Origin of the sequence: Ruminococcus sp. (assembly GCF_017549005.1) — a bacterium.
Classification (GTDB): Bacteria; Bacillota; Clostridia; order Oscillospirales; family Ruminococcaceae; genus Ruminococcus.
Map to the genome: position 1 here is coordinate 69,362 of NZ_JAFYYT010000037.1, position 22,385 is coordinate 91,746.

Genomic DNA, 22,385 nt, shown 5'->3' on the forward strand with positions numbered 1-22,385 from the left:
GGAGTGATACAAATGAACAGAAATATGAAACCGTGGATGAGAGTTATCATTCTTGTTCTTGCAGGAATAATGATAATCGGAGCAATTGCACTGCCGTTTCTGAGGTAATAAACCTGCTTTTCAGGGAGTCCTTTTCAGGGCTCCCTTTTTCTGTTTCTTCCTTAATTCCGTAAAGCCCCCTGATTTTTTATATGTCATGCAGGACAGCTTATGACATATTCCGCGGACCTGCTGCATTATAATAATACTACAGACAGCAGCTCAGGGGGTGTACCGTGAAGACAATATACGTCGATGTGCTCATAGTCCTGAATATCTATGTAAACTTCTTTCTGCTCCGTATTGCCGCAGGGCTAACGCATTCTCCCCTGCGGACGGGCAGATGTGCGGCGGCGTCGGTCTACGGCAGCCTTTTCTCACTGACCATACTCCTGCCCGAGCTCGGGAACCTCCTGTCGCTCCTGATAAAGCTTGCCGCAGCTGTGAGTATAGTTGCCCTTGCATTCGGTTTTCACGGAAAAAAGCGGCTTATGCTGAACACAACCGCATTCTTCGCGGCGAATTTCGTCCTTGCAGGGACGGTCTACGGCGTATACACTATGCTGAAGCCCGGGTTCATTCACTTCAACAACGCCTGCTTTTACATAGATTTTTCGCTCCTGATACTCGTCGTTACCACTGCGGCTCTGTATTTCGCCGTGAGAGCAGTACGTATATTCACGGACAGAACTCCCGACGGCGATTACAGGGTCTTTATCCGTGCAGGAGACAAGGTGCTGTCGCTTGCAGGGCTTGCAGATACGGGGAACGCCCTTGTTGACTATTTTACGGGAGCTCCCGTGATAATCTGCTCAGAGGAGAGCTTTTCCGAGCTAACAGGTGCGGAGCTCGATATATCGCTGCTCCCGAAAGGCTTTCGTCTGCTCCCCTGTACTGCGGTCTCGGGCAGCGGACTGATACCCGTGTTCCGCCCGGACGAAGTACTGATAAGCAGCTGCACAAGCGGCAGAAAGCCGGTGGACGCTGTCATAGGCTTCGGCAGATGCGGCGGAAAAGCCGTTTTCAACCCCAAGCTGCTGAAAATATAGATGAAGGAGAAAAGACATGAACATTATCAGTATCATAAGAAATTACCTGAAAAAACGTTTCACAGGCGAGGTCTTCTACGTAAACGGCTCGGATACGCTTCCGCCGCCCCTTACAAGAGAGGAAGAGAACGAAGTCTTTTCGCGGCTTGCCGCTCACGATTCAGAAGCAAGGAACTGCCTTATAGAGCACAATCTGCGGCTTGTGGTATACATAGCCAAGAAATTCGAGTCCACGGGCATCGGTATCGAGGACCTGGTCTCCATAGGGACAATAGGGCTTATCAAAGCCGTTAACACCTTCTGTCCCACGAAGAATATCAAGCTTGCCACCTATGCTTCGAGATGTATCGAGAACGAGATACTCATGTTCCTGCGGAAGTCATCACAGTACCGCAACGACCTATCCATAGACGAGCCGCTGAATATCGACTACGACGGCAACGAGCTGCTGCTGTCGGACATACTCGGCACTGACGATGACATTGTCAACAAGGGTATCGAAAACGAAGCCGAGCGCGATATACTGCGCAACGCCGTTGCAGAGCTCTGCGACCGTGAAAGGGAGATAATGGAAATGCGCTTCGGACTTATCGACGGCAAGGAGAAGACCCAGAAGGAGGTCGCCGACTGCATAGGCATATCCCAGTCCTATATATCAAGGCTCGAAAAGAAGATAATCAAAAAGCTCCGTATCAAGATAGAAAGCGTATCCTGAGAAATACCTTTTTCCGGGCGGCATTACGCCGCCCATGCAGGCTGACGGCAGGAGACTGACAGCTTAATTTGTATTTTTTTATGCTTCGGTGTTGTAAAAAGGGCAGATCTGTGATATAATGATTATATCTATATCTTTCTCATCAGGAGTCATTGTATGAAAAAATGGAGCGTCGGAGTACCCGACAGAAAAATCGTTTCCGCACTTATGCTCAACTGCGGAGTAAGCTCCCTTGCGGCGGCTGCCCTTGCGGCAAAGGGCTACTCCTCAGCGGAATCTGTCATGGAAAGCCTTAATGCGGACGAGCTTTCCGACCCGTTCCTCATAAAGGATATGCAGGAGGCTGCGGACACGATAAACAGCGCCATCGAAAACGGCGAGCGCATATGCATTTACGGCGATTACGACTGCGACGGCATTATAGCCACAGTTATTCTATATTCCTATCTGCTGGAAACGGGCGCGGACGTGACCTATTACATACCCGAACGCTCGGAGGGCTACGGACTCAACATGAAAGCCGCCGACAGCATGGCAGCTGACGGAGTATCCCTCATAGTCACTGTGGATAACGGTATTTCCGCTATTCCCGAAGCCGAACACATATACTCTCTCGGCATGAGGCTGGTCGTTACCGACCACCACCGTCAGGGCGAACAGCTCCCATGTGCAGAGGCTGTAGTCGACCCTCACAGGCACGACTGTTTCTCCCCTTTCAAGGAGATGTGCGGCGCAGGGATAGCTCTCAAGCTTGTTGCTGCCCTTGACGGCGGCGACTGCACAATGGCTCTCGAGCAATTCGGCGACCTTGCCGCAATTGCCACAGTTGCCGATATAGTTAGCCTTAAAGGCGAAAACCGCTTTCTCGTTTCATACGGTCTCGGGCTTATAAGCAACTCCGACCGTCATGCAATAATGGCTCTCAAAGAGGTCTGCGGACTTAACGGCAAGCCTGTGGATACGCGCTCCGTGGGATTCGGCATAGCTCCGAGGATAAACGCCTCGGGACGATTCGGCTCACCGAAAACTGCAGCGGAGCTTCTTCTCTGCGAGGACTTCGACGAAGCCCTTTCAATAGCCCGTGAACTGGACAGGCTCAATAATATGCGTAAAGACGCGGAAAACTCCATTATTTCCGAGATATACTCCATGATAGACAAAGACCCCGGAATTATCAGGAGCAGAGTCATCTTCCTCTGCGGAAAGGACTGGCACCACGGAGTTATCGGCATTGTTGCCGCCCGTATAGTGGAGCAGTTCGGAAAGCCCTGCTTCATAGCCTCGGAAGCTGAGGGCGAGATAAGAGGTTCAGCCCGTTCCTTCGGTGAATTTTCCGTGTTCGAGGCGCTCACTGCCGCCTCTGAAGCTCTTGAAAAATTCGGCGGACACCCCGGCGCAGGCGGCTTTACCATAAAGGAGGGAATGACGGAAAATTTCCGCAGTCTCCTTGAAAAATACGCCCTTGAAAATCACAGGAATATGCCTCTTGCGGAGCTTCACGCGGACAGTCCCGTTACTCCGCAGGAGCTTACAGTTGAAAACATAAGAGGTCTCGACGTTCTCGAGCCTTTCGGTACCGATAACGAAAAGCCTCTTTTCTACATAGAAAACGCACAGATAACCGATATAGTCCCTTTATCTGAGGGAGCTCATACGAAGCTCCGCATAAAGACGGGCTTCACTCAGGCTGACGCCCTCATGTTCAGGAAGTCCCCATCGGAACTTCCGTTCGCAAAGGGTGATGTCTGCGACATGATAGTTTCCCTCGGGGTCAACGAATTCCGCGGCAATGTCTCTCCAAACATCATCATCAGCGACATAAGGCCACATATGTTTGAGCAGAGCAGATACTTCGCGGCACAGCAAGCTTTTGAAGCTTTTCTGCGCGGTGAGGAGCTCCCGAAGAACTACTACCCCAGCATGAACCCGTCACGCGACGATGTTGTAAAGATATACAAGGCCATACCTGAAGCCGGGATAAATACGGACTCCCTTTACATCAGGCTGAATGACAGGAACATCAACTACTGTAAATTCTGCGTTTCCGTCGAAGCTCTGAGACAGCTTGGACTTGTAGCTGTTTCATGCTCTGACTTCAGGATAAATAAGATCAGCGTCACTCAGAAAGCCGATCTGGACTCGGCTCCCGTACTCGTTTCCCTCAGAAGCAAGCTCGGACAAGCCATAGATAAGGAGAATAGATATGACAGATGACATGAATGTATCAAATCTCAAACATCAGGAGGTAGAAATACCTATACCCGAATCGGCGCTTCCGAAGGATCCGACTGACTTTCTCAACGATATCCCCGATTTCAAGGACGATTACACCATTGAGAAGATAATACAGAAGATACTCACAGACGACAAGCAGTACGATCTCAGCAAGATCATTTCCGCCTATGAGTTTGCTGCAAAGGCTCACGAAGGACAGACCCGTTCCTCGGGCCAGCCCTATATCACCCACCCCCTTGCGGTATCCTACACGCTCCTTGAGCTTGGAATGGACACGGATACTATCTGTGCAGCCCTGCTCCATGATGTAGTGGAGGACACGGACGCAACTCTTGACGATATAAAGAAGCGTTTCGGACAGGACGTGGCTCTCCTTGTTGACGGAGTCACAAAACTGAGCAAGATCCCCACTTCAAGCAAGGAGGAACAGCAGGCTGAGAATATCCGAAAGATACTCCTTGCTATGTCTCAGGATATCCGTGTAATGATTATCAAGCTCAGCGACCGTCTCCACAATATGCGTACACTCAAGTACCGCCCGCTCGAAAAGCAGAGGAACACCGCTCTTGAGACCATGAACATATATGCTCCCATAGCTCACCGCCTTGGTATCAGAGCCATGAAAGAGGAATTGCAGGACCTTGCTTTCCACTTCCTCGACCCCTATGCCTATTCCGAGATAGAGAATATCCTGGAAAACAAGAAGGAAGAGCGAGAAGCCTTCATCGAGATCATCAAGAGCCGTATCGCTCAGCGCTTCAAGTCCGAGGAATTCGCACAGCCCCCCCAGATAGACGGAAGAGTAAAGAGCATATACAGCATATACCGGAAAATATTCATAAATCACAAGGATATCGACGAAATATACGATAAATATGCAGTCCGTATCATAGTTACGACTATTGCGGAGTGCTATAACGTACTCGGACTTATCCACGATATGTTCAAGCCTCTGCCCAACCGTTTCAAGGACTATATCTCCACTCCTAAGAACAATATGTACCAGTCTCTGCACACCACAGTTCTCGGAAAGGAAGGTATCCCCTTCGAGGTGCAGATACGCACATGGGATATGCACGAGACCGCTGAATACGGTATCGCCGCCCACTGGAAGTACAAGGAGGGCATACAGGGCAAGGACAAGATGGAACACCGCCTTGCATGGGTGCGACAGGTTATCGAAGCACAGCAGACCTCCGACGACGTTGAGGAGATAGTCCGCATAATCAAGACCGACCTTGATCCCGAAGATATCGTCGTTATGACCCCCAAGGGAATGTCCGTGAGCCTGCCTATCAACTCCACGGTCATCGACTTTGCCTACCGCATACACACTCAGATCGGCCACAAGACCGTCGGCGCAAAGGTGGACGGCAGGATAGTCCCCCTTGACTACAAGCTCCAGACAGGCCAGATATGCGAGATAATCACCAGCAAGGACCCCGAAAAGGGCCCCAACCGTGCATGGCTCAATATCGTACAGACCAACGAAGCCCGTTCAAAGATACGCTCCTGGTTCAAAAAGGAGCGCCGCGACGAAAACATCACCGAGGGCAAGACCCAGCTTGAACGCGAATTCAAGCGTCACAGGATAAACCTCAAGGAGGAGCAGTATACCGAGTTCCTGCAGGACGACTTCAAGCGTCATAACTGCGAGACTCTCGAGGACTTCTACGCCTCCATAGGCTACGGCGGTATTTCCCTTTCAAAGATAATGCCGCGGCTCAAGGACAAATATGAGAAGCTCCACGAAAACGAGGACGAACCGTCTGTAGTTCCGCTAATTAAGCCAAAGCCCAACGGCAGGAGCAGTATCGTTCTCGACCAGATAGACGATATGCTCATAAAGTTCGCACAGTGCTGCAATCCTCTCCCCGGAGATGACATCATCGGCTTCATAACCCGCGGCTACGGTATTTCCGTACACACCACAAGCTGTACAAACTACAAGGCTGCCCTCGCAAGGAACAATCCCGAGGAGCTCGAACGCTGGGTTGAGATACAGTGGACTGACAACAGCGATACTCAGCTGCAGACAAGCTTTGAGGTCACTGCTGTGGACCGCGTCGGGCTCGTTTACGATATTTCCGCAGTATTGCTGGAAGCCCGTGTGCCTATCGTACATTCCGCTTCGAGAGTGCTCAAGAACGGAAACGCTCTTTTTGAGGGAACTATCGTTATTTCCAGCACTGAACAGCTCAAGAACCTCTTTGAGAAACTCAGAAAGATAAAGGGCGTTATCTCTGTCGAAAGAGCCGCCATTTAAGGAGAATATACATGAAAATACACCATTTACAGCTCGGACCGCTCCGTTCCAACTGCTATATAGTTGAAACTGCACCGGGGCGCTGCGTTGCCATAGATATAGGCGGAGACAGCAGGCTCCTGCTGGAATTCCTGAAAATGAAGAAGCTCCGTCTGGGAAAGATACTCCTCACTCACGGCCATTTTGACCACATAGGAGGCGCAGAGGAAGTACATCAGGCTACAGGGGCGGAGGTCTATATCCATGAGCTGGACGCTCATATGCTCACGAGCGAATCCGCTTCGCTTGCCTCGAATATGTCATTCATAGACTTTGTGCCCCTTACCGACTGGACCTGTATCTTCGGCGACTGCTACATAAACGACGGAGACTGCTCGTTCAGGGTCCTCCACACTCCCGGTCATTCAAGGGGAAGCGTTTGCTATATATGCGAGGACGTTATTTTCTCGGGCGATACCCTGTTCTGCTGCTCTGTGGGAAGAACGGATTTCCCAGACAGCAGCGATGCAGCTATGGCTTATTCACTCAACACCCTGTATCACCTTCAGGGCGACTACAAAGTGCTCCCAGGACATAACGAGAGCACTACTCTCGGTTACGAACGTGAAGCAAATCCATATATGAAACAGTTCAGAGGGAAAAATGACGACTGATAATACCAAAATGCCCATAATCCTCATCGGGAACTCCTTCAAATACGAAGTTGAAGCCACAATGAAGCTCTTTTTCAGCACGGCTCATTATACCTTCGGTACTTCCCGTGAGGACATAACAGGCGATGAATATGTGATAGCCGAGGTCTCGGAGGACGGTAACACCATTGCCGCAGAGGTTAAGCTGAAAGGCAGCGAAGCCGTATCAGAAAGTCTCCGCACCGACGACCCGTCTGTAAATGAACAGGAGCTTTGCAGGCTGATTTTCCATATCCTCTCAGAAAAGACAGGAATCAGGCCGCCCTGGGGACTTATGACGGGCATACGCCCCGTGAAAAAGGTACTGGAGCTCATGGATGCAGGGCTTTCAAAGGACGAGATATTCAAAAGGCTGTCGGACAAATACGAGGTCACGGAGAAAAAGCTTCAGCTTGCCTATGATACGGCGGTAAACCAGCTCCCTATAGTCGAAAAGATAGACAGTTCGGCTGTCAGCCTCTATGTTTCCATACCTTTCTGCCCTACAAGGTGCAGCTACTGCTCCTTCGTATCACATTCAATGGACTCCGCAATGAAGCTCATGCCCGAGTACGTTTCCGCACTCTGCCGCGAGCTTGAGATACTGGGCGATATCGTGAAGGAGACCGGCACAAAAATAGATACGATCTATTTCGGCGGCGGAACTCCCACTTCCCTTTCGGCTCAGGACTTAAAAACGATAATGGAAGCAGTTGAAAAGAACTTCGATATCGGAAAAGTCCGCGAATACAGCGTGGAGGCAGGACGTCCCGACACCATAACCGAGGAAAAGCTCCATGTTATCAGGGAGCTTGGCGCAGGTCGGATATCCGTAAATCCGCAGACGCTCAACGATGAAGTGCTGAAAGTCATCGGCAGAAAGCACTCGGGAGCTGACGCACTTAAAGCCTTTGAGCTTGCAAGAAAGGTCGGCTTTACCAATATCAATACCGACCTTATCGCAGGACTTCCCACAGAGTCAGCGGAGAGCTTCCGCAATACCCTCGACAAGATGATAGAGCTCGACCCAGAGAGCATAACCGTGCATACACTGACTATAAAGCGCTCTGCTACGCTCTTTGCAGACGGAAATATGAACTGCTCAAATCCTGCGGCAGAAATGGTGGATTACAGCATTCCCGCACTGATGTCACACGGCTATCTGCCATACTATATGTATCGTCAGAAGAATACCGTGGACAACCTGGAAAACGTGGGATACGCGAAAAAAGGCTTTGAGAGCTACTACAACATCTTCATCATGGACGAGACACAGACTATCCTGGGCGCAGGCTGCGCGGCTTCAACGAAGCTTCTGTACGAAAACAACAGGATAGAACGCATACACAACTACAAATTCCCCTATGAGTACATACGAAGCTTTGACAAGCTCATGAAAAAGAAACAGGAGGTCAGGGAATGCCTGAAAAAAATCAAATTTTTGAAGCTGAGATAACAGACCTGACCGCAGAGGGAAATGGAGTCTGCCGTGCCGATGGTATGGCGGTATTCGTACCCGGAACAGCTGTCGGCGATATCGCAGAGATAAAAACGGTCAAGGTGCTGAAAAGCTATGCTTTCGGCATATTGGAAAAAATAATCGAGCCCTCCCCTGACCGCATTGAAAACTCCTGCGAGGTATATAAAAAATGCGGAGGCTGTCTTTTCAGACACATTTCCTACGAAGCCGAGTGCAGGACGAAAAACAAGCTCGTCCGCGACGCTTTTGAGCGTATAGGCGGTCTTTCTCCCGAGTTTGAGAGCTTTCTCTCCGCAGAAACTACAGAACATTACCGCAATAAGGCACAGTATCCCCTTGCAAATGAGAACGGCAGGGCTGTATGCGGATTTTATGCCCCGAGGAGCCACCGACTCGTTCCTGTAACGGACTGTGCTCTGCAGCCCGAGATCTTCAGCAAAATTCTCGAAGCTGTCCTCGCTTACATAAACGAGAAGAAACTACCGGTGTATGACGAAAGCAGAAATACTGGCATAATGCGGCATATCTACATTCGCAGGGGAGCTCACTCGGGAGAGATAATGGTCTGTCTTGTGGTGAGAAAGGACGTTTCACGTCAGCTCTCCGCGCTTTGCAGAGCTCTCACCGAAAAGTTCGGGGATATAAAAAGCATAGTCATGAACATCAACCCCGACAAGACAAACGTTATCCTCGGAAACCGCTGCATGACCTTATGGGGCAGCGATACCATTTCGGATACGATGTGCGGAAATAAAGTTAATATCTCTCCCCTTTCCTTTTATCAGGTCAATACATTGCAGGCGGAGAGACTTTACGCAAAAGCGCTGGAATATGCAGCTCCCGAGAAAAGCGATACCATTGCCGACCTTTACTGCGGCGCAGGTACTATCGGACTTTCCATGGCTCATAAAGCGGCAAGAATAGTCGGCGTTGAGATAATTCCGCAGGCGGTGGAAAACGCTAAGTGTAATGCAGCTCTGAACAGTATTCCCAATGCGGAGTTTTACTGCGGCGACGCAGGCGAGTTTTTCGGAAAGCTGAGAATAGATGGGTGCAGTCCCGATATCATCGTGATTGACCCTCCGAGAAAGGGCTGCTCAGCCGAGACTATCGACGTTATCGCAGAGACTGCTCCCCGTAAGATAGTCATGATCTCCTGCAATCCCGCAACTGCCGCCCGTGACGCAAAGCTCCTTGCGGATAAGGGTTACAGCGTGGACAAGGTCTGCGGCGTTGATCTGTTCCCGAGAACAGGACACGTTGAATGTGCAGTTTCGATGTCAAGGAAGAAATAAAATGGCAAATTCTATAACAGGAAGCAGGATCATTCTAAGTATATTGCTGCTTTTTATCACTCCGTTTTCGCCTGCATTTTATGCTCTGTACTTAACCGCAGGTCTGACTGATATGATCGACGGTGCAGTGGCAAGGAAAACAGATACAGTCAGTGAATTCGGAGCTAAGCTTGACACGATCGCAGATATTGTATTCACAGCAGTTTGTATGATTAAATTTCTTCCACTGATAGAAATGCCGATCTGGATATATCCATGGATCGCCGGTATTGCATTTATCAAGCTTGCCAACTTCTTTATCAACTACATCAGACATAAAAAGCTCACCTCATTCCATTCTGTTATAAACAAGATCGCAGGAGCAGCATTATTCTTTTTTCCGCTTAGTTTCAACCTGATTAATACAACTCTTTTCGCAGCAGCTCTATGCGTTATCACAACGGTTGCAGCAATACACGAAAGTAATTATGTTTTGCGCCATACCGCCTAATATGCTGAATACCAAAAGAAAAGTGCCGTTTTTCGGCACTTTTTTCTTATGTAGTTATATCCTCAACAGGGACGGCACAAATAATTTCGGTAATGCCGAGGATATCGTAAACGAGGACAATATGAAAAAGTCCTTTTCCGTACAGGTATTCATTAATAATTTCAGCTACATGGGCAAGGATTATAAAAGCGTTACACCGCTTTATCTTGTTTAAATACCGCAATCTGGTCAAAAACTCTCCATATACAGGCAGCCGCTTCAATCTTTAAGGAGCGGCTGCTTTCTTTGGTTCTGAACTCAACCAACGGAAAGCGCATATGCTGAAAAGCTATACCGCCGCCCACTCCTTCATTCCCTTGCTTTTTCGACAATAGTATGGTATACTATTCATATAAATCCATTTTCCTTAAACTGAATATGCGCGTTGAATGCGTGGGCTCAATACAAAAAACAAAGATTTTTGAAATAAAAGGAACAGAAAATGAACAATAAAGATATTTGCGATTACATATCCAAACTGCCAGAACATAAAACGGATAAAGACTATTATGCTGAAGAATTTGTAAAAAATGGTTTAGGCCAGACAACAGGCGGTTATCTCGGGAATGTCGAACCGGATGAGATTCCAAAGATAGGAATAACACAAAAAAAGCATTTCCAGGGTTACTATGGTAACATACCTGATAAAAAGCCGACTTACAACTATCTTCGCTGCCCGCAGCTTATCCTTTTTATTGCCGAGGCTTTCGGAGTTCCACCTTCCACCCTTAAAGCTACATATGATCTCATAGAGAAATATGAGAAAGATAAAAACTTAATTAAAACTCGGAAACACGGAAACTATTTATGGGGCGAGCAAGTTTTCAGAGACTTCAAAAGCACTCTGAAAATAGGTGAAGTTAACAGAATAATCCGCAATAACAACAATATCGAAGATATAAAGGAAAAAGTGAAAGAACTTTTTAAGTAAAAAAGAAAAGAGGAAAAAACTATGTCCAGAAATCACATTGAAAAGCTCAAATGTCCGAAATGCGGAAAAGAAGGCGATTTTACCGCATGGGAAAGCATCAGCACCGACGACGCTCCCGAAATGAAGGAGCGCATAAGAAACAATGACGCCTTTATGTGGAAATGTCCCGAATGCGGAAATGATTCTGTTGTTTTCTTCCCTGTGTACTACTATCAGCCCGATAAAAACTTCCTTATCCACTTTGTTCCCGAGTACTCACAGGCTGCCGAGAACTTCATGAAAAACCTCAGCCATGACCCGTATGACGAGAAAACTCCCCTCAAAAGCGGCTGTCATAAGCGCGTCGTTTTCAATATCAATCAGCTCCACGAAAAGCTCCTCATTCTCGACGAGGGCTTCGACGACCGCGTTATCGAGCTTATGAAGCTCTTCATCATCGCAGAGGTCATGAACAAGGACAAGGACAGCAAGGTCAATGAGATCTATCTCAATAAGGAAAAGGACGGCTCCATTAAATTCGCATTACTTTTCGACGGCGGCGACTGGGCAAGAACTGAGTTCATACGCGCCGATTACGACCTTATCGTGAAGAAATTCAAGGTCGAGCTCCTTTCGGATTCCGAAGTCGTTATAAATATACAGTGGGCTATGAATTTGCTCAATAAAAAAATGTAAGCAGCAGCTTATATCTTTTTGTGCTTTTTTGAATACATATCGCATTTGGCTTGCCACTTTGTGCTATTATAACGCGGCAAAGTAAAAGTGACCAAAAGTTTTTTCAGTACTTGCTATTTTTGACACAATATGGTATAATAATCATAATCGGGCATTATAAATAATTTTTATACCTTTGCAGATAAGCAGATCAGAGAGCTGCTCACTGCATATCGGACAATTGCAGCATGACGCTTCGATCATATGCTGCAACAGACAAGAGATCAAAAACAGGAGCTGATAATTTGTTCAAGGATATTGTTCAGATGAGCTACCTCATAATTATTACGGATATTACTCTTTTCCTGTTTCTGCTGTTCAATTCGACCCTGTCCGTGAAAAGAAGATCAAAGTTCCTGCTTTGTACTCTCCTTTCTTTCGTCATGGTCATATGCAATATCATCGTCTATTCCCTGAATGACGCAGGAGGACACATATTGCTGATGAAGATAGTTTCGGCGATAAGCTTTTCTATCAGCGGAACTGTTACCCTGCCGTTCATATTCGTTACGGACGTACTGAAAAAGCAGACCCGGCGTATTATTGAAAGTCTTGCGCTTTTCAATGTAGTACTTTGCATCACGAGTATCTTTAACGGCTGCGTTTTCAGGTTCGACAGCGACGGGAACCGTATACTAGGACCGCTTGCTCCCGTGCCCTATATTTTCAGCTTTATATACATAACTGTTCTCCTTACTACAGCTATTATAAAGTTCAGGCTCGGATTCAAGCATGAAAGCGTGTTTATACTGACGCTTACGGTGGGTATCGTCATGGCGGTCATCATGAACGCCGTTTTCCACTACAAGTTCCTTATAAGCGGTATGGCTTCCCTTTCGTGTACATTCTACTATATGTTCTATACCTCGGAGACACTGTCGCGCGACGCTCTTACGGACGCTTTCAACCGGCATTCGTTCTACAACGATATCAAGAACATGAGCAAGAAGCAGATGTACGTCATATCTATCGACCTTAACGGCCTCAAGCCGATAAACGATACCTATGGCCACGACGCAGGCGACAAGGCTATACTTGCAGTTGCAGAGAGCGCAGGAGAGATACTTCCCGTAAGATGCCGCTTCTACAGAATGGGCGGCGATGAATTTGAGGTGCTTTTCCCTAATTCGACTTATACAGAAGTGGAGCTTACCGTACAGAAGCTCAAGGAAGACGTACACAAAAAGGGCTACAGCATTGCGGCAGGCTTCTGCGAGTTCAAGAAAGGCATGAGGCTGGACGACGTTTTAAGAGAGGTCGATGCTATAATGTATGAGGACAAGGCTCAGATGAAAGCTGCAAGCTGAGACTTTATATGCCTTTCTGTAAGAGGGGCAAAAAAACATGAAATTAAACGCAAAACCGTTTAATAAGAAAAAAATAATTTTCAACTTTGTATACCTGCACAAAAGCGCCCGGGATAATTCCCGGGCGCTTGTTTATTTGTTCAGATAGTCGCCCCATTTGTTCTGGGCGGCTTTTTTCATATCATTGAGCTCGTCTCTGTGTGTATTGATGAACTCCCGCAATTCCGCAATCTTTTCATTATCTATATAATAGCTCTCCATTATAAAATTGAAGTCCGTATCGGTACGGAAGCCGAATATTTCCCTCGACTCCTGCCCTTCAAAAATCCTTTCCCGCTGTGCCCCCACAAAGATAGTATCATCTGAAAACAGGTCATTGTAAAAGGCTATACGGAGTATAGGATCAGTTGTATCGTTGATATGCGTCATACCGTTCCCGTCTATAGTTATCGCCCCCTTTGGAGAAACTGTTATTCCGCCGGTCGAGAATTCAAGATACCGCGGCATAAACACTATATATTGGTATTTGTCGTCCTCGGCTGAATATACAGTCACCTTTCTGACATCTCTATCGTACTTTTCTTCATCATTAGGAGCTATCCTTTCCATGCCACCGCAAAGCCTTTTCATTGGACGATAACTAAGAAAATACCATGCTCCGTTGACACCTGCGAACAGTACAAGACATATGCACATAAGCACTGACATAACCTTTGTAAAGCGGCTCTTTTTCAGCTTCTTCCCTACTTTTTTAAAGGTCTCGTTCTCGGTGGGAGCTTCTTTTTTCCCGACTTCGGGTACTGTCACCTGCTCACTGATACGACGGCAATCCGCACACTCAGCAAGGTGCTCCTCCACAAGAACTTTTGTCTCCTCGCTGCATATCTCCTCCTTGTACAAGGGCAGAAGGTCAACTATGACATTACACGATATATCGCTGTTTTTCATAAAAGTCTCTCCTTTCCGAGAAGCTGTATGAGCTTCTGTTTTGCGCGGTAATAGGTCACGCCTGCCCAGTTTTCTGACTTGCCGAATACCTTTGCGATGTCCGCAAACCTCAGCTCCGCAAAAACACGCAGGGTGAACACCTCGCGGTAGGGCTCTTCGAGCTCATGCAGAAGATGATGGATATGCAGGGCTGTTTCCCTGTCCGCAAAACAGCTTTCTATGCTCACTGGTGAAACGGGCTCGCTTATGCTGTCAAGGGACTTATTGTGGTTCTCTGACTTTTTCAGGTGGTCGTACCACAGATTCTTCGCTATCGTATACAGCCACGTCCTTACAGAGCAGCTTCCATTAAAGCTTTCGGCGCTTGTCATCGCTTTCAGCATCGTGTCCTGCAGAATGTCCTTTGCAAGCTGCTCGTTGCAGCACATTCTCAGGATAAAGGAATACAGGTCGGAGCTGTATTTTTCGTATATCTCGTGCAGTTCCTGCTTCATCTTCTCACCACCTTCATTTATATAGACGAATGACTTTGGAGTTTATTACAGATTTTTCAAAAAATTTCTGTACAAAGTAAGACTTTCTATTGACAAAAAAACATTCATGAGATATAATCTAAGCAAGAAAACGGAAGCAATTTATACTCGTTTATTTACAGGTGATATGAATGGAAAATGAAAAACAAATCATAATGCTGGATAAGGGTAAACAGATAGGTTATTCGCATATGGACGGAGATATATTAATAATAGAATGCGGAATACAAAAGAAAGATGATCTTTATTATGTATATTTCTTTGAAGGCAATCTGAAAAATGATCCGTTTGGAGAAAACGGCACATTCAAAGAAGAATTCTATTTGTTTACAGATATAAATAAGGCAATTAATTACATAAATTCAAGAGATTTTAATTTTAGTGAATTTACTCCACGAAAAGGCAATAAATATTTTTATATTGAAAATAATAACTTTGTCCCCATGTAAAGTATTTCTGTAAAAAAACCGAAGCATTTGAATATGCTTCGGTTTTTTATAATGTGTACCCAATATCCGCACGTACAAAAATCAAACATTGATAAGCGCCTGAAACTCTTCCTCGGTTATTATCGGTATGCCAAGCTCCTTTGCGGTCTTGTTCTTCGTGGAGTTCGACGTATTGTCGTTATTGATAAGGTAGTCTGTCTTTGAGGATACCGAACCTGCCGCCTTTCCGCCGTTCTGCTCGATAAAGGCTTTCAGCTCGTTGCGGTTCTTCCATATATGCACCGCTCCCGTGATAACAAAGGTCTTGCCTGCTATGGCGGACTCGCTGTTTACTGCGGAGGATTCCTCTATCGTCAGCTCCGCAAGAAGGTTACGGAACTCCGCAAGATTCTTCTCGTCAGCAAAGAACTTCACGTAATCGTTGGCGAGTACTTCGCCTATGCCGTCAATAGCTGTCAGCTCTGCGGCGGTAAGGTGCTCAAGCCTGTCGGCTGTGGGATACTCCGCACAGATAAGGCGCGAAGCCTGTCTGCCTATATTCGGTATGCCCATTGCGTAGAGCACACGGCTCAGCTCTGTTCTGCGCGAAGCTTCAACTGCGTCGGCAAGCTTCTGGTAGGACTTCTCTCCGAAGCCTTCAAGCACCACTATTTTGAACCTGTAGTCGTCAAGGTGGTAAAAGTCGCGGAATTCACGGACAAATCCCTCGGAAACAAGAGTCTCTATGGTCGCTGTGGACATTCCGACTATGTTCATGGCGTCGCGCTGCACGAAATGCTCGAATTTGCCGATATGCTTGGCGGCACAGTCCTTATTGGGGCATACGAGAGTTTCCACATCCTCGTCGGAAGTGCGTACCTCTGTGGCTTCTCCGCAGACAGGACAGACTTTCGGTATTTCAAGCGTTCCCGAAGCTGTTTTGTTCTCAAGTACCTGCGGGATTATCATATTTGCCTTGAAAATGGTCAGTGTATCGCCGATACCCAGACGGAGCTGTTTAACTATGCTGAGATTGTGGACCGAAGCGCGTGATACCGTAGTTCCCTCAAGCTCAACAGGATCGAATATCGCCACAGGATTGAGCAGTCCGGTACGGCTTGCCGACCACTCAACCTCGCGGAGCGCAGTATCAGCGGTCTCGTCGCGCCACTTGAAAGCGATGCCGTTCCTCGGAGCATGGGAGGTCTCGCCGAGGCTCAGTCCATAGGCTACATCATCGTACATGAGGACAAGTCCGTCCGAGGGGAACTCGTTTTCGGATACAGCCTTTTCAAAGTCGGAAACAGCTCCCTCCAATGTTCCGGCAGTAACGGTCAGACCGTAAACGCGCTGAAAGCCCTGTGTTTCAAGCCAGTCAAGGCGCTTTATAAATGAATTTTCCTCGTATCCGTCGGCGGAAACAAGGTTGAATGCAAAAAAGTTTATGTTTCGCTGAGCAGTAACACGGGAATCGAGGTTCCGCACTGTTCCCACGCAGAGATTCCGGGGATTTTTGTACTTGGTACCGTCCTCTATCTCCGCATTCACACGCTCGAAGTCCTTGTACTTCATAAGTGATTCGCCGCGGACTACAAGACGTCCCGTGAAAGGGATACGCGCAGGGATACCCTTGATATGACGGGCGTTTGCGGTTATCTCCTCACCTATCTCGCCGTTTCCGCGGGTCACAGCCTGTACCAGCTCGCCGCCCTCATAGGTGAGTACAAGGGTAAGGCCGTCAAGCTTCCAGCTGAGAAAGCCTGTATGCTCTCCAAGCCAGCTTTTCAGCTCCTCAACGCTCTTTGTCTTGTCCAGTGACAGCATTTTCGAGGGGTGCTTTATCTTTTTCAGCCCTGATGATACCTCATAGCCCACCTGCTGTGTGCGGCTTCCGCTTAATATGACACCTGTCTTCTTTTCAAGGGCTTCAAGCTCGTCGTATAGTTCGTCGTACTGCTTGTCGGACATTATCTCCACGCCCGTGTTGTAGTATGCGTCCGCTGCCTTTGCGAGGAGCTCGTTGAGCTCCTTCATTCTGTTTATATCATTTGTAGCCATGGCTGTTCTCCTTATTGAAATGTATTATTATTATACCATATTTTATTAGAAAAAGCCATAGAAAAAGATAAAAAGAGTTATGACTGCGGATATTGACGAAATTAAGTGAAACTGGTATAATTATTTCAAGCAGTTAGCTTTTTATGCTATGGCTTTATAGGATAATTCAGATCATATCATGACAATCATTAATTTTAAAGGCAGGGATAATTTTTATGGGGTATAATTTTTTTAACATCAAAGAAGTTCCAGACGCTTTTAACTGCAAATTAAATGAGTTCAGAGCATCGCTCGGAGCTGCTGTAGGCAAGGGAAAAAACATAACCTTTGCAGATAATGATATTACATATACTCTGAAACTTCAACATGACAGGATATCCAGGAAAGGGCTTGAGCTTGACTATGATATCTATTCCAGAGATGACGGCAAAAACAAATTCATAGCAGGCAGCAACTGGAGAGACGCTCACTATGAAAGTACCGTCTGCTTTAATCAAAGCGGAATAAAGCGAAAAGTCAAGATCGGCGGAAAGACCAAGTACAGCGACGATCATAAGAGCGTTTTATACGAAACGATAACCGATGTGGTAACAGGTTCTCATCCGGATAATGATCCCTTCTGCTGTCCGAACTGCGGTGCGGTCTCAACTGTTGCCGGGCTTCAGAACGGCTGTCCTCACTGTGGAACAAGGTTTCAGATAGATGACCTTTTCCCTAAGGTAACATCATATTATTTTTTAGATAGTCCCGGAATGACAAAAAAGGAGTTCATGTCAGGATATCTGGTTTCATATGCCATTACTCTTATCGCCATGTTTATTCTTTGCCTTATCCTTCACAAAAGTATAGGCTTTTATATCGGCTTTGCCATAGGAAGCATTTTTATTGCGTATATTTTGTATGCTTATTTTCTGTTAATGAAGCTTATCGTGGGAGCAATTTCCTCTGCGGGGAAAATGGGGACAGCAGGTTCACGAAGCAAATTTGAGAAACGAATGAAAAAGATCAGTCCCGAGTTTTCTTATGAGTATTTTACCAGCAAGACACTGTCCCTTATCAAAACGGCTGTGTTTTCCGAGGATGAGAGTGAGCTTTTGTTTTATGAAGGGGAAAAGCTTGATCCGAAGATGAAGGACATTATAGACCTGAATTACGGCGGTGCGTTAGGCTGTAAGAGCATACGTGAAGAGGGACATTTCGTAACAGTCGAAACAAAGGCTTATTTTGATGTGCTTTATGCAAGCGGCGACAAGGTGTTTTTCAAAAAGCAGGTTTTTAGCGCAGTATTGAAGCGCCGCACTGATATCCCTGTGAATTTTAACTTTTCCATGACGAAGATCTCATGCCCGTCTTGTTGTGCGAGCTTTGATGCAACGAAAAACAGAAACTGTCCGTACTGCGGAAATAAGTATGAGATCACCACTGACGACTGGGCTTTAGCCGAGCTGAAATACATTTAAGTCATTGAGCCGTAAGCCTTTAGCTTTTTGCGCTACAGCTTGATAATATAAATCGCAATTGAATGGATGAACGAGATAATAAAACCGTTCATGCACAATTCTGATTTACCTCAGCAGTTCATAACTTTCAACTCATGGAACGCCGAGAGCGGCGTTCCCTACAGACAGAAAGGCAAACTATGTCAAATATAATTGAAATAAACGACAGCATAAAGGACAAGCTCAATATATTCACGTCGCTGTCTGAGCCGCAGCTGCTCCACTTTTTCGAGCCCGGGCCGGGACTCTTCATAGCGGAAAGCCCCAAGGTCATCGAGCGCGCTCTCAGCGCAGGATATGTTCCATATTCTCTGCTTATGGAACGCAAGGACATCAACGGTCAGATGAAGGAGCTGCTCCCTCTTGTAGGTAAAGTTCCTGTATATACCGGCGATTTCGACTATATTACAGAGATCACAGGCTTCAAGCTTATACGAGGTGCGCTATGTGCTTTCAGACGTGCGGAGCTTCCCGCTGTTGAAAATCTGTGCAGCAATGCGCGGCGTGTGGCTGTACTCGAAAACGTGGTCAATCCCACAAATATCGGAGCAATCTTCCGCAGCGCCGCCGCTCTTGACATGGACGCGGTACTGCTCACTCCTGCGTGCAGCGACCCTCTGTACAGGCGCTCATCCCGTGTGAGCATGGGTACTGTTTTTCAGATACCGTGGACTTATCTTGCAAGCGACCGCGATTATCCGCAGCAGCTCCGCGAAATGGGGTTCAGGACTGCTGCTATGGCACTCAGCGACGATTCGGTAAGTATCGACGCTCCCGAGCTTGCAGATATACCGAAGCTTGCTGTCGTTCTCGGAACCGAGGGCGAGGGGCTTGCGGACAAAACAGTAGCGGACTGCGATTATACCGTGAAAATACCGATGTCTCACGGCGTTGATTCGCTGAATGTTGCCGCCGCAAGTGCAGTTGCTTTCTGGCAGCTGGGCAGGAAACACAGCTCATAACTCTCCGGAGTATGAATATATAATGATATGGGGTAATCAATATGAAACTTTATTTTAAGCAAAGGTTATTTTCTTTCAGACAGTGCACCGACATTTTCGACGAGCACGGAAACGTAATGTTCACAGCTGAGGGCGAGATATTCTCACTTGGCAGAAAAATGCACATCTACGACATGGACCGCTGCGAAGTCGGATTCGTACAGCAGAAGCTCCTGCACTTTATGCCGCGGTTCTCCGTTTTTATAAATGGTCAGTACATGGCGGACGTAGTCAAGGAGTTCACGCTGTTTAGTCAGAATTACTGTGTAGAGGGGCTGGGCTGGCACATCGACGGAAACGTCTTTGCTCACGACTACAGGATAACCTGCGGCGGCTCTTATATAGCTTCAATACACAAGCATTGGATGTCATGGGGCGACAGTTATGAGATAGACATAGCATACGAACAGGATATAGTTATGGCTCTTGCTGTGATAATCGCTATCGACTGCGTTATTGATCAGGCACAGGTAAGCTGATAACGAAAGGAGTATCATCATGAGAAAATTCAGATGGGGCGTGATCGGAACAGGTAAGATCGCCCACACATTCGCAACTGCCCTCAAACACAGTGAATATGCGGAATTATGCGCCGTAGCTTCAAGAAGCGATGAAAAAGCCAGGGATTTTGCTGAAAAGTTCGGTTTTTCCGAGTACTACGGAAGCTATAAGGAATTCGCCGAAAAAAGCGGAGCAGAGATAGTTTATATCGCAACTCCTATGGCTTCACACCTCAGCGACGCATGGCTCTGCCTTGAAAACGGCAAAAACGTGCTCTGTGAAAAGTCCCTCACCCTCAACACACCTCAGACGGAGAAGCTCCTTGCATTTGCCAAGGAAAAGGATCTCTTCTTCATGGAGGCTATGTGGATGAAGTGCCGCCCTGTCTACAGGAAGATGAAAGAGTGGATAGCTTCGGGACTTATCGGCGATATCGAGTACATCAAGGCTGATTTCAGCAACTTTATCCCCTATAATGAAAATGACAGGCTTTTCCGCTCCGACTGCGGCGGCGGCTGCCTGCTTGATCTGGGTATCTACCCTATAACTCTCACACACGATCTGCTTGGTGTGCCTGACGAGATAATCAGCTCCGCACATATGATGTACGGCATTGATATGAGCAATTCTATCCTTTTCAGGTACAAAAACGGCGCTTTCTCGTCAATGGACAACGGCTTCGAGATACAGCTCCGCAATAATGCCATTATTTCAGGTACCAAGGGCTTCATCACCCTCGGTAACTGGTTCCACTGCACGGACGAGGGCATACTCTATGACCGCAGCGGCAGCGAGGTCGAGCGTTTTGTGCGTAAGGACGATATCAACGGCTATGAGTACGAAGTCGATGAAGTTCACCGCTGTCTTGAGAGCGGTATTAAGGAAAGTCCTCTCGTTCCGCACAGTGATACCGTGGCAGTTATGAAGCTCATGGATCAGTGCCGCGCTCAGTGGGGAATGAAATTTCCGGAAGAGTGAATAGTGATCAGATCTGTAGGGAACACCGTACTACAGGGAGTCACCCGGCGTTACGAAAAAGGGCGCACAATGTGCGCCAGTAAAAAAGGAGCACATTGTGCTCCTTTTGTTTTTATTTTGTACCGAAAATACGGTCTCCTGCGTCGCCTACACCGGGGACGATGTACTTGTCCTCGTTGAGCTTCTCGTCCATAACGCCTGCATATATCTCAACGTCTGGGTGTGCGGTCTGAAGCGCCTTTACACCCTCGGGAGAGCATATGATACACATGAACTTTATGTGCTTTACGCCGAGGTCTTTCAGCTCTGTAACTGCTGCAACTGCCGAATTACCCGTTGCGAGCATAGGATCGACTATTATAGCGTCACGCTCGTGGATATCATCAGGCATTTTTGCATAGTACTTTACAGGCTCCTTTGTGACAGGATCGCGGAAAAGTCCGATATGTCCTATCTTTGCGGCAGGTACAAGAGTCGTAACGCCCTCGACCATGCCCAGTCCTGCACGGAGGATCGGTATAAAAGCAAGCTTTCTTCCCGAAATAATCTTTGTTTTAGCCACAGCAAGAGGAGTTTCAAGCTCTATCTCCTTCAGCGGAAGGTCTCTTGTTGCCTCATAGCATATGAACATTGCTATCTCGGATACAAGCTCGCGGAACTCCTTTGTACCTGTATTCTTGTCTCTCAGCAGCGAGATCTTATGCTGTACCAGCGGATGGTCAATTATGTGCAGCTCTGCCATTTTTTAACAGCCCCTTTCAGTTTTTGGCTTCTATAGCCGATATAAGGTCGATACGTCTCTGATGACGACCGCCCTCGAATTCAGTTGTAAGGAATATCTCGGCAAGCTCGCAGGCAAGTCCCTGTCCGAGAGTTCTTGCGCCCATACACATTACGTTTGCATTGTTGTGCAGACGTGTGAAGCGTGTTGAGAATGAGTCCGAGCAGAGTGCAGCGCGGATACCCTTGAACTTATTTGCGGCTATGGACATTCCTATGCCCGTTCCGCAGATGAGTATGCCCTTTTCGCAGTTGCCCGCAAGTACTTCCTTGCAGAGCTTTTCTGCCATATCAGGGTAATCGCAGGGCTCTCCGTCCGTGCCTAAGTCCCTGAACTCAAAGCCCTTTGCAGAAAGAGCCTCTATTATCGCCTTTTTCATTTCCACGCCGGCGTGGTCGCAGCCTATTGCTATCATATTAAACATCTC

Annotated in this window: 22 protein-coding genes; 17 read left to right on the forward strand and 5 right to left on the reverse strand. The window is 47.2% G+C overall.

Annotated features, from left to right (window positions below; all coding sequences use genetic code 11):
* Nucleotides 1-275: 275 nt before the first annotated feature.
* From IKW96_RS08920 to IKW96_RS08975, 12 genes are all read left to right on the forward strand, one after another.
* Nucleotides 276-1,088 (forward strand): sigma-E processing peptidase SpoIIGA, encoded by an 813-nt coding sequence (locus IKW96_RS08920; protein ID WP_296573377.1) that lies wholly within the window; start codon nucleotides 276-278, stop codon nucleotides 1,086-1,088.
* A gap of 16 nt (nucleotides 1,089-1,104) precedes the next feature.
* Nucleotides 1,105-1,803, forward strand: coding sequence for an RNA polymerase sporulation sigma factor SigE (sigE, locus tag IKW96_RS08925; RefSeq protein ID WP_296573379.1), 699 nt, complete (start codon nucleotides 1,105-1,107; stop codon nucleotides 1,801-1,803).
* Nucleotides 1,804-1,959: 156 nt separating this feature from the next.
* Nucleotides 1,960-4,017 carry a single-stranded-DNA-specific exonuclease RecJ gene (recJ, locus tag IKW96_RS08930; RefSeq protein ID WP_296573381.1) on the forward strand — a complete coding sequence of 686 codons (2,058 nt, stop codon included), beginning with the start codon at nucleotides 1,960-1,962 and terminating at the stop codon, nucleotides 4,015-4,017.
* Nucleotides 4,007-6,304, forward strand: coding sequence for a bifunctional (p)ppGpp synthetase/guanosine-3',5'-bis(diphosphate) 3'-pyrophosphohydrolase (locus IKW96_RS08935; RefSeq protein ID WP_296573383.1), 2,298 nt, complete (start codon nucleotides 4,007-4,009; stop codon nucleotides 6,302-6,304). The genes recJ and IKW96_RS08935 overlap by 11 nt, the downstream gene beginning before the upstream one ends.
* A gap of 11 nt (nucleotides 6,305-6,315) precedes the next feature.
* Nucleotides 6,316-6,957, forward strand: coding sequence for an MBL fold metallo-hydrolase (locus IKW96_RS08940; RefSeq protein ID WP_296573385.1), 642 nt, complete (start codon nucleotides 6,316-6,318; stop codon nucleotides 6,955-6,957).
* On the forward strand, nucleotides 6,947-8,431 hold the full coding sequence (gene hemZ / locus IKW96_RS08945; protein WP_296573387.1) for a coproporphyrinogen dehydrogenase HemZ: 1,485 nt from the start codon (nucleotides 6,947-6,949) through the stop codon (nucleotides 8,429-8,431). Before IKW96_RS08940 ends, hemZ begins: the two co-directional genes overlap by 11 nt.
* Nucleotides 8,395-9,750, forward strand: coding sequence for a 23S rRNA (uracil(1939)-C(5))-methyltransferase RlmD (rlmD, locus tag IKW96_RS08950; RefSeq protein ID WP_296573388.1), 1,356 nt, complete (start codon nucleotides 8,395-8,397; stop codon nucleotides 9,748-9,750). Before hemZ ends, rlmD begins: the two co-directional genes overlap by 37 nt.
* A gap of 1 nt (nucleotide 9,751) precedes the next feature.
* Nucleotides 9,752-10,240 carry a CDP-alcohol phosphatidyltransferase family protein gene (locus IKW96_RS08955; protein ID WP_296573393.1) on the forward strand — a complete coding sequence of 163 codons (489 nt, stop codon included), beginning with the start codon at nucleotides 9,752-9,754 and terminating at the stop codon, nucleotides 10,238-10,240.
* The gene (locus IKW96_RS08960) at nucleotides 10,218-10,454 is read left to right on the forward strand and encodes a hypothetical protein (protein ID WP_296573399.1); all 237 of its coding nucleotides are present in this window, start codon (nucleotides 10,218-10,220) and stop codon (nucleotides 10,452-10,454) included. The genes IKW96_RS08955 and IKW96_RS08960 overlap by 23 nt, the downstream gene beginning before the upstream one ends.
* 267 nt (nucleotides 10,455-10,721) lie before the next feature.
* Nucleotides 10,722-11,210 carry a hypothetical protein gene (locus IKW96_RS08965; protein ID WP_296573402.1) on the forward strand — a complete coding sequence of 163 codons (489 nt, stop codon included), beginning with the start codon at nucleotides 10,722-10,724 and terminating at the stop codon, nucleotides 11,208-11,210.
* A 21-nt stretch (nucleotides 11,211-11,231) separates the two neighbouring features.
* A complete protein-coding gene (locus IKW96_RS08970; protein WP_296573406.1) occupies nucleotides 11,232-11,885 on the forward strand; it encodes a CpXC domain-containing protein in 654 nt (217 codons plus the stop codon).
* A gap of 227 nt (nucleotides 11,886-12,112) precedes the next feature.
* Entirely contained in the window at nucleotides 12,113-13,231 is a 1,119-nt protein-coding gene (locus IKW96_RS08975; RefSeq protein ID WP_296573410.1) for a GGDEF domain-containing protein, read from the forward strand.
* Between the two features lie 132 nt (nucleotides 13,232-13,363).
* On the opposite strand, the gene IKW96_RS08980 is transcribed toward IKW96_RS08975, so the two are convergent.
* The gene (locus tag IKW96_RS08980) at nucleotides 13,364-14,179 is read right to left on the reverse strand and encodes a zf-HC2 domain-containing protein (protein WP_296573413.1); all 816 of its coding nucleotides are present in this window, start codon (nucleotides 14,177-14,179) and stop codon (nucleotides 13,364-13,366) included.
* Complete coding sequence (locus IKW96_RS08985; protein ID WP_296573415.1) at nucleotides 14,176-14,673, reverse strand: RNA polymerase sigma factor; 498 nt, start codon at nucleotides 14,671-14,673, stop codon at nucleotides 14,176-14,178. The genes IKW96_RS08980 and IKW96_RS08985 overlap by 4 nt, the downstream gene beginning before the upstream one ends.
* 170 nt (nucleotides 14,674-14,843) lie before the next feature.
* Between IKW96_RS08985 and IKW96_RS08990 the strand changes: the two genes are divergently transcribed.
* Nucleotides 14,844-15,161 (forward strand): hypothetical protein, encoded by a 318-nt coding sequence (locus tag IKW96_RS08990; RefSeq protein ID WP_296573417.1) that lies wholly within the window; start codon nucleotides 14,844-14,846, stop codon nucleotides 15,159-15,161.
* Between the two features lie 81 nt (nucleotides 15,162-15,242).
* On the opposite strand, the gene ligA is transcribed toward IKW96_RS08990, so the two are convergent.
* On the reverse strand, nucleotides 15,243-17,198 hold the full coding sequence (gene ligA / locus IKW96_RS08995) for an NAD-dependent DNA ligase LigA (RefSeq protein WP_296573419.1): 1,956 nt from the start codon (nucleotides 17,196-17,198) through the stop codon (nucleotides 15,243-15,245).
* 215 nt (nucleotides 17,199-17,413) lie between these two features.
* Here ligA and IKW96_RS09000 point away from each other — a divergent pair, with 215 nt between their 5' ends.
* From IKW96_RS09000 to IKW96_RS09015, 4 genes are all read left to right on the forward strand, one after another.
* Nucleotides 17,414-18,658: a hypothetical protein gene (locus tag IKW96_RS09000; protein WP_296573422.1), complete on the forward strand. Its 1,245-nt coding sequence runs from the start codon at nucleotides 17,414-17,416 to the stop codon at nucleotides 18,656-18,658.
* 179 nt (nucleotides 18,659-18,837) lie between these two features.
* Entirely contained in the window at nucleotides 18,838-19,659 is an 822-nt protein-coding gene (locus IKW96_RS09005) for an RNA methyltransferase (protein ID WP_296573425.1), read from the forward strand.
* Between the two features lie 41 nt (nucleotides 19,660-19,700).
* A complete protein-coding gene (locus IKW96_RS09010; RefSeq protein ID WP_296573428.1) occupies nucleotides 19,701-20,177 on the forward strand; it encodes an LURP-one-related family protein in 477 nt (158 codons plus the stop codon).
* A 19-nt stretch (nucleotides 20,178-20,196) separates the two neighbouring features.
* Entirely contained in the window at nucleotides 20,197-21,177 is a 981-nt protein-coding gene (locus tag IKW96_RS09015; protein WP_296573431.1) for a Gfo/Idh/MocA family oxidoreductase, read from the forward strand.
* Nucleotides 21,178-21,289: 112 nt separating this feature from the next.
* Here IKW96_RS09015 and upp read toward each other — a convergent pair whose 3' ends face one another.
* Both upp and rpiB read right to left on the reverse strand, forming a co-directional pair.
* Complete coding sequence (gene upp / locus IKW96_RS09020; RefSeq protein WP_296573434.1) at nucleotides 21,290-21,919, reverse strand: uracil phosphoribosyltransferase; 630 nt, start codon at nucleotides 21,917-21,919, stop codon at nucleotides 21,290-21,292.
* A 16-nt stretch (nucleotides 21,920-21,935) separates the two neighbouring features.
* Nucleotides 21,936-22,373: a ribose 5-phosphate isomerase B gene (rpiB, locus tag IKW96_RS09025; RefSeq protein ID WP_296573438.1), complete on the reverse strand. Its 438-nt coding sequence runs from the start codon at nucleotides 22,371-22,373 to the stop codon at nucleotides 21,936-21,938.
* Nucleotides 22,374-22,385 lie beyond the last annotated feature (12 nt).

Coding starts and splice junctions, on each gene's coding strand:
- sigE (WP_296573379.1), top strand. CDS start 1,105: ATGAACATTATCAGTATCATAAGAAATTACCTGAAAAAACGTTTCACA.
- recJ (WP_296573381.1), top strand. CDS start 1,960: ATGAAAAAATGGAGCGTCGGAGTACCCGACAGAAAAATCGTTTCCGCA.
- IKW96_RS08935 (WP_296573383.1), top strand. CDS start 4,007: ATGACAGATGACATGAATGTATCAAATCTCAAACATCAGGAGGTAGAA.
- IKW96_RS08940 (WP_296573385.1), top strand. CDS start 6,316: ATGAAAATACACCATTTACAGCTCGGACCGCTCCGTTCCAACTGCTAT.
- hemZ (WP_296573387.1), top strand. CDS start 6,947: ATGACGACTGATAATACCAAAATGCCCATAATCCTCATCGGGAACTCC.
- rlmD (WP_296573388.1), top strand. CDS start 8,395: ATGCCTGAAAAAAATCAAATTTTTGAAGCTGAGATAACAGACCTGACC.
- IKW96_RS08955 (WP_296573393.1), top strand. CDS start 9,752: ATGGCAAATTCTATAACAGGAAGCAGGATCATTCTAAGTATATTGCTG.
- IKW96_RS08960 (WP_296573399.1), top strand. CDS start 10,218: ATGTTTTGCGCCATACCGCCTAATATGCTGAATACCAAAAGAAAAGTG.
- IKW96_RS08965 (WP_296573402.1), top strand. CDS start 10,722: ATGAACAATAAAGATATTTGCGATTACATATCCAAACTGCCAGAACAT.
- IKW96_RS08970 (WP_296573406.1), top strand. CDS start 11,232: ATGTCCAGAAATCACATTGAAAAGCTCAAATGTCCGAAATGCGGAAAA.
- IKW96_RS08975 (WP_296573410.1), top strand. CDS start 12,113: ATGACGCTTCGATCATATGCTGCAACAGACAAGAGATCAAAAACAGGA.
- IKW96_RS08980 (WP_296573413.1), bottom strand. CDS start 14,179: ATGAAAAACAGCGATATATCGTGTAATGTCATAGTTGACCTTCTGCCC.
- IKW96_RS08985 (WP_296573415.1), bottom strand. CDS start 14,673: ATGAAGCAGGAACTGCACGAGATATACGAAAAATACAGCTCCGACCTG.
- IKW96_RS08990 (WP_296573417.1), top strand. CDS start 14,844: ATGGAAAATGAAAAACAAATCATAATGCTGGATAAGGGTAAACAGATA.
- ligA (WP_296573419.1), bottom strand. CDS start 17,198: ATGGCTACAAATGATATAAACAGAATGAAGGAGCTCAACGAGCTCCTC.
- IKW96_RS09000 (WP_296573422.1), top strand. CDS start 17,414: ATGGGGTATAATTTTTTTAACATCAAAGAAGTTCCAGACGCTTTTAAC.
- IKW96_RS09005 (WP_296573425.1), top strand. CDS start 18,838: ATGTCAAATATAATTGAAATAAACGACAGCATAAAGGACAAGCTCAAT.
- IKW96_RS09010 (WP_296573428.1), top strand. CDS start 19,701: ATGAAACTTTATTTTAAGCAAAGGTTATTTTCTTTCAGACAGTGCACC.
- IKW96_RS09015 (WP_296573431.1), top strand. CDS start 20,197: ATGAGAAAATTCAGATGGGGCGTGATCGGAACAGGTAAGATCGCCCAC.
- upp (WP_296573434.1), bottom strand. CDS start 21,919: ATGGCAGAGCTGCACATAATTGACCATCCGCTGGTACAGCATAAGATC.
- rpiB (WP_296573438.1), bottom strand. CDS start 22,373: ATGATAGCAATAGGCTGCGACCACGCCGGCGTGGAAATGAAAAAGGCG.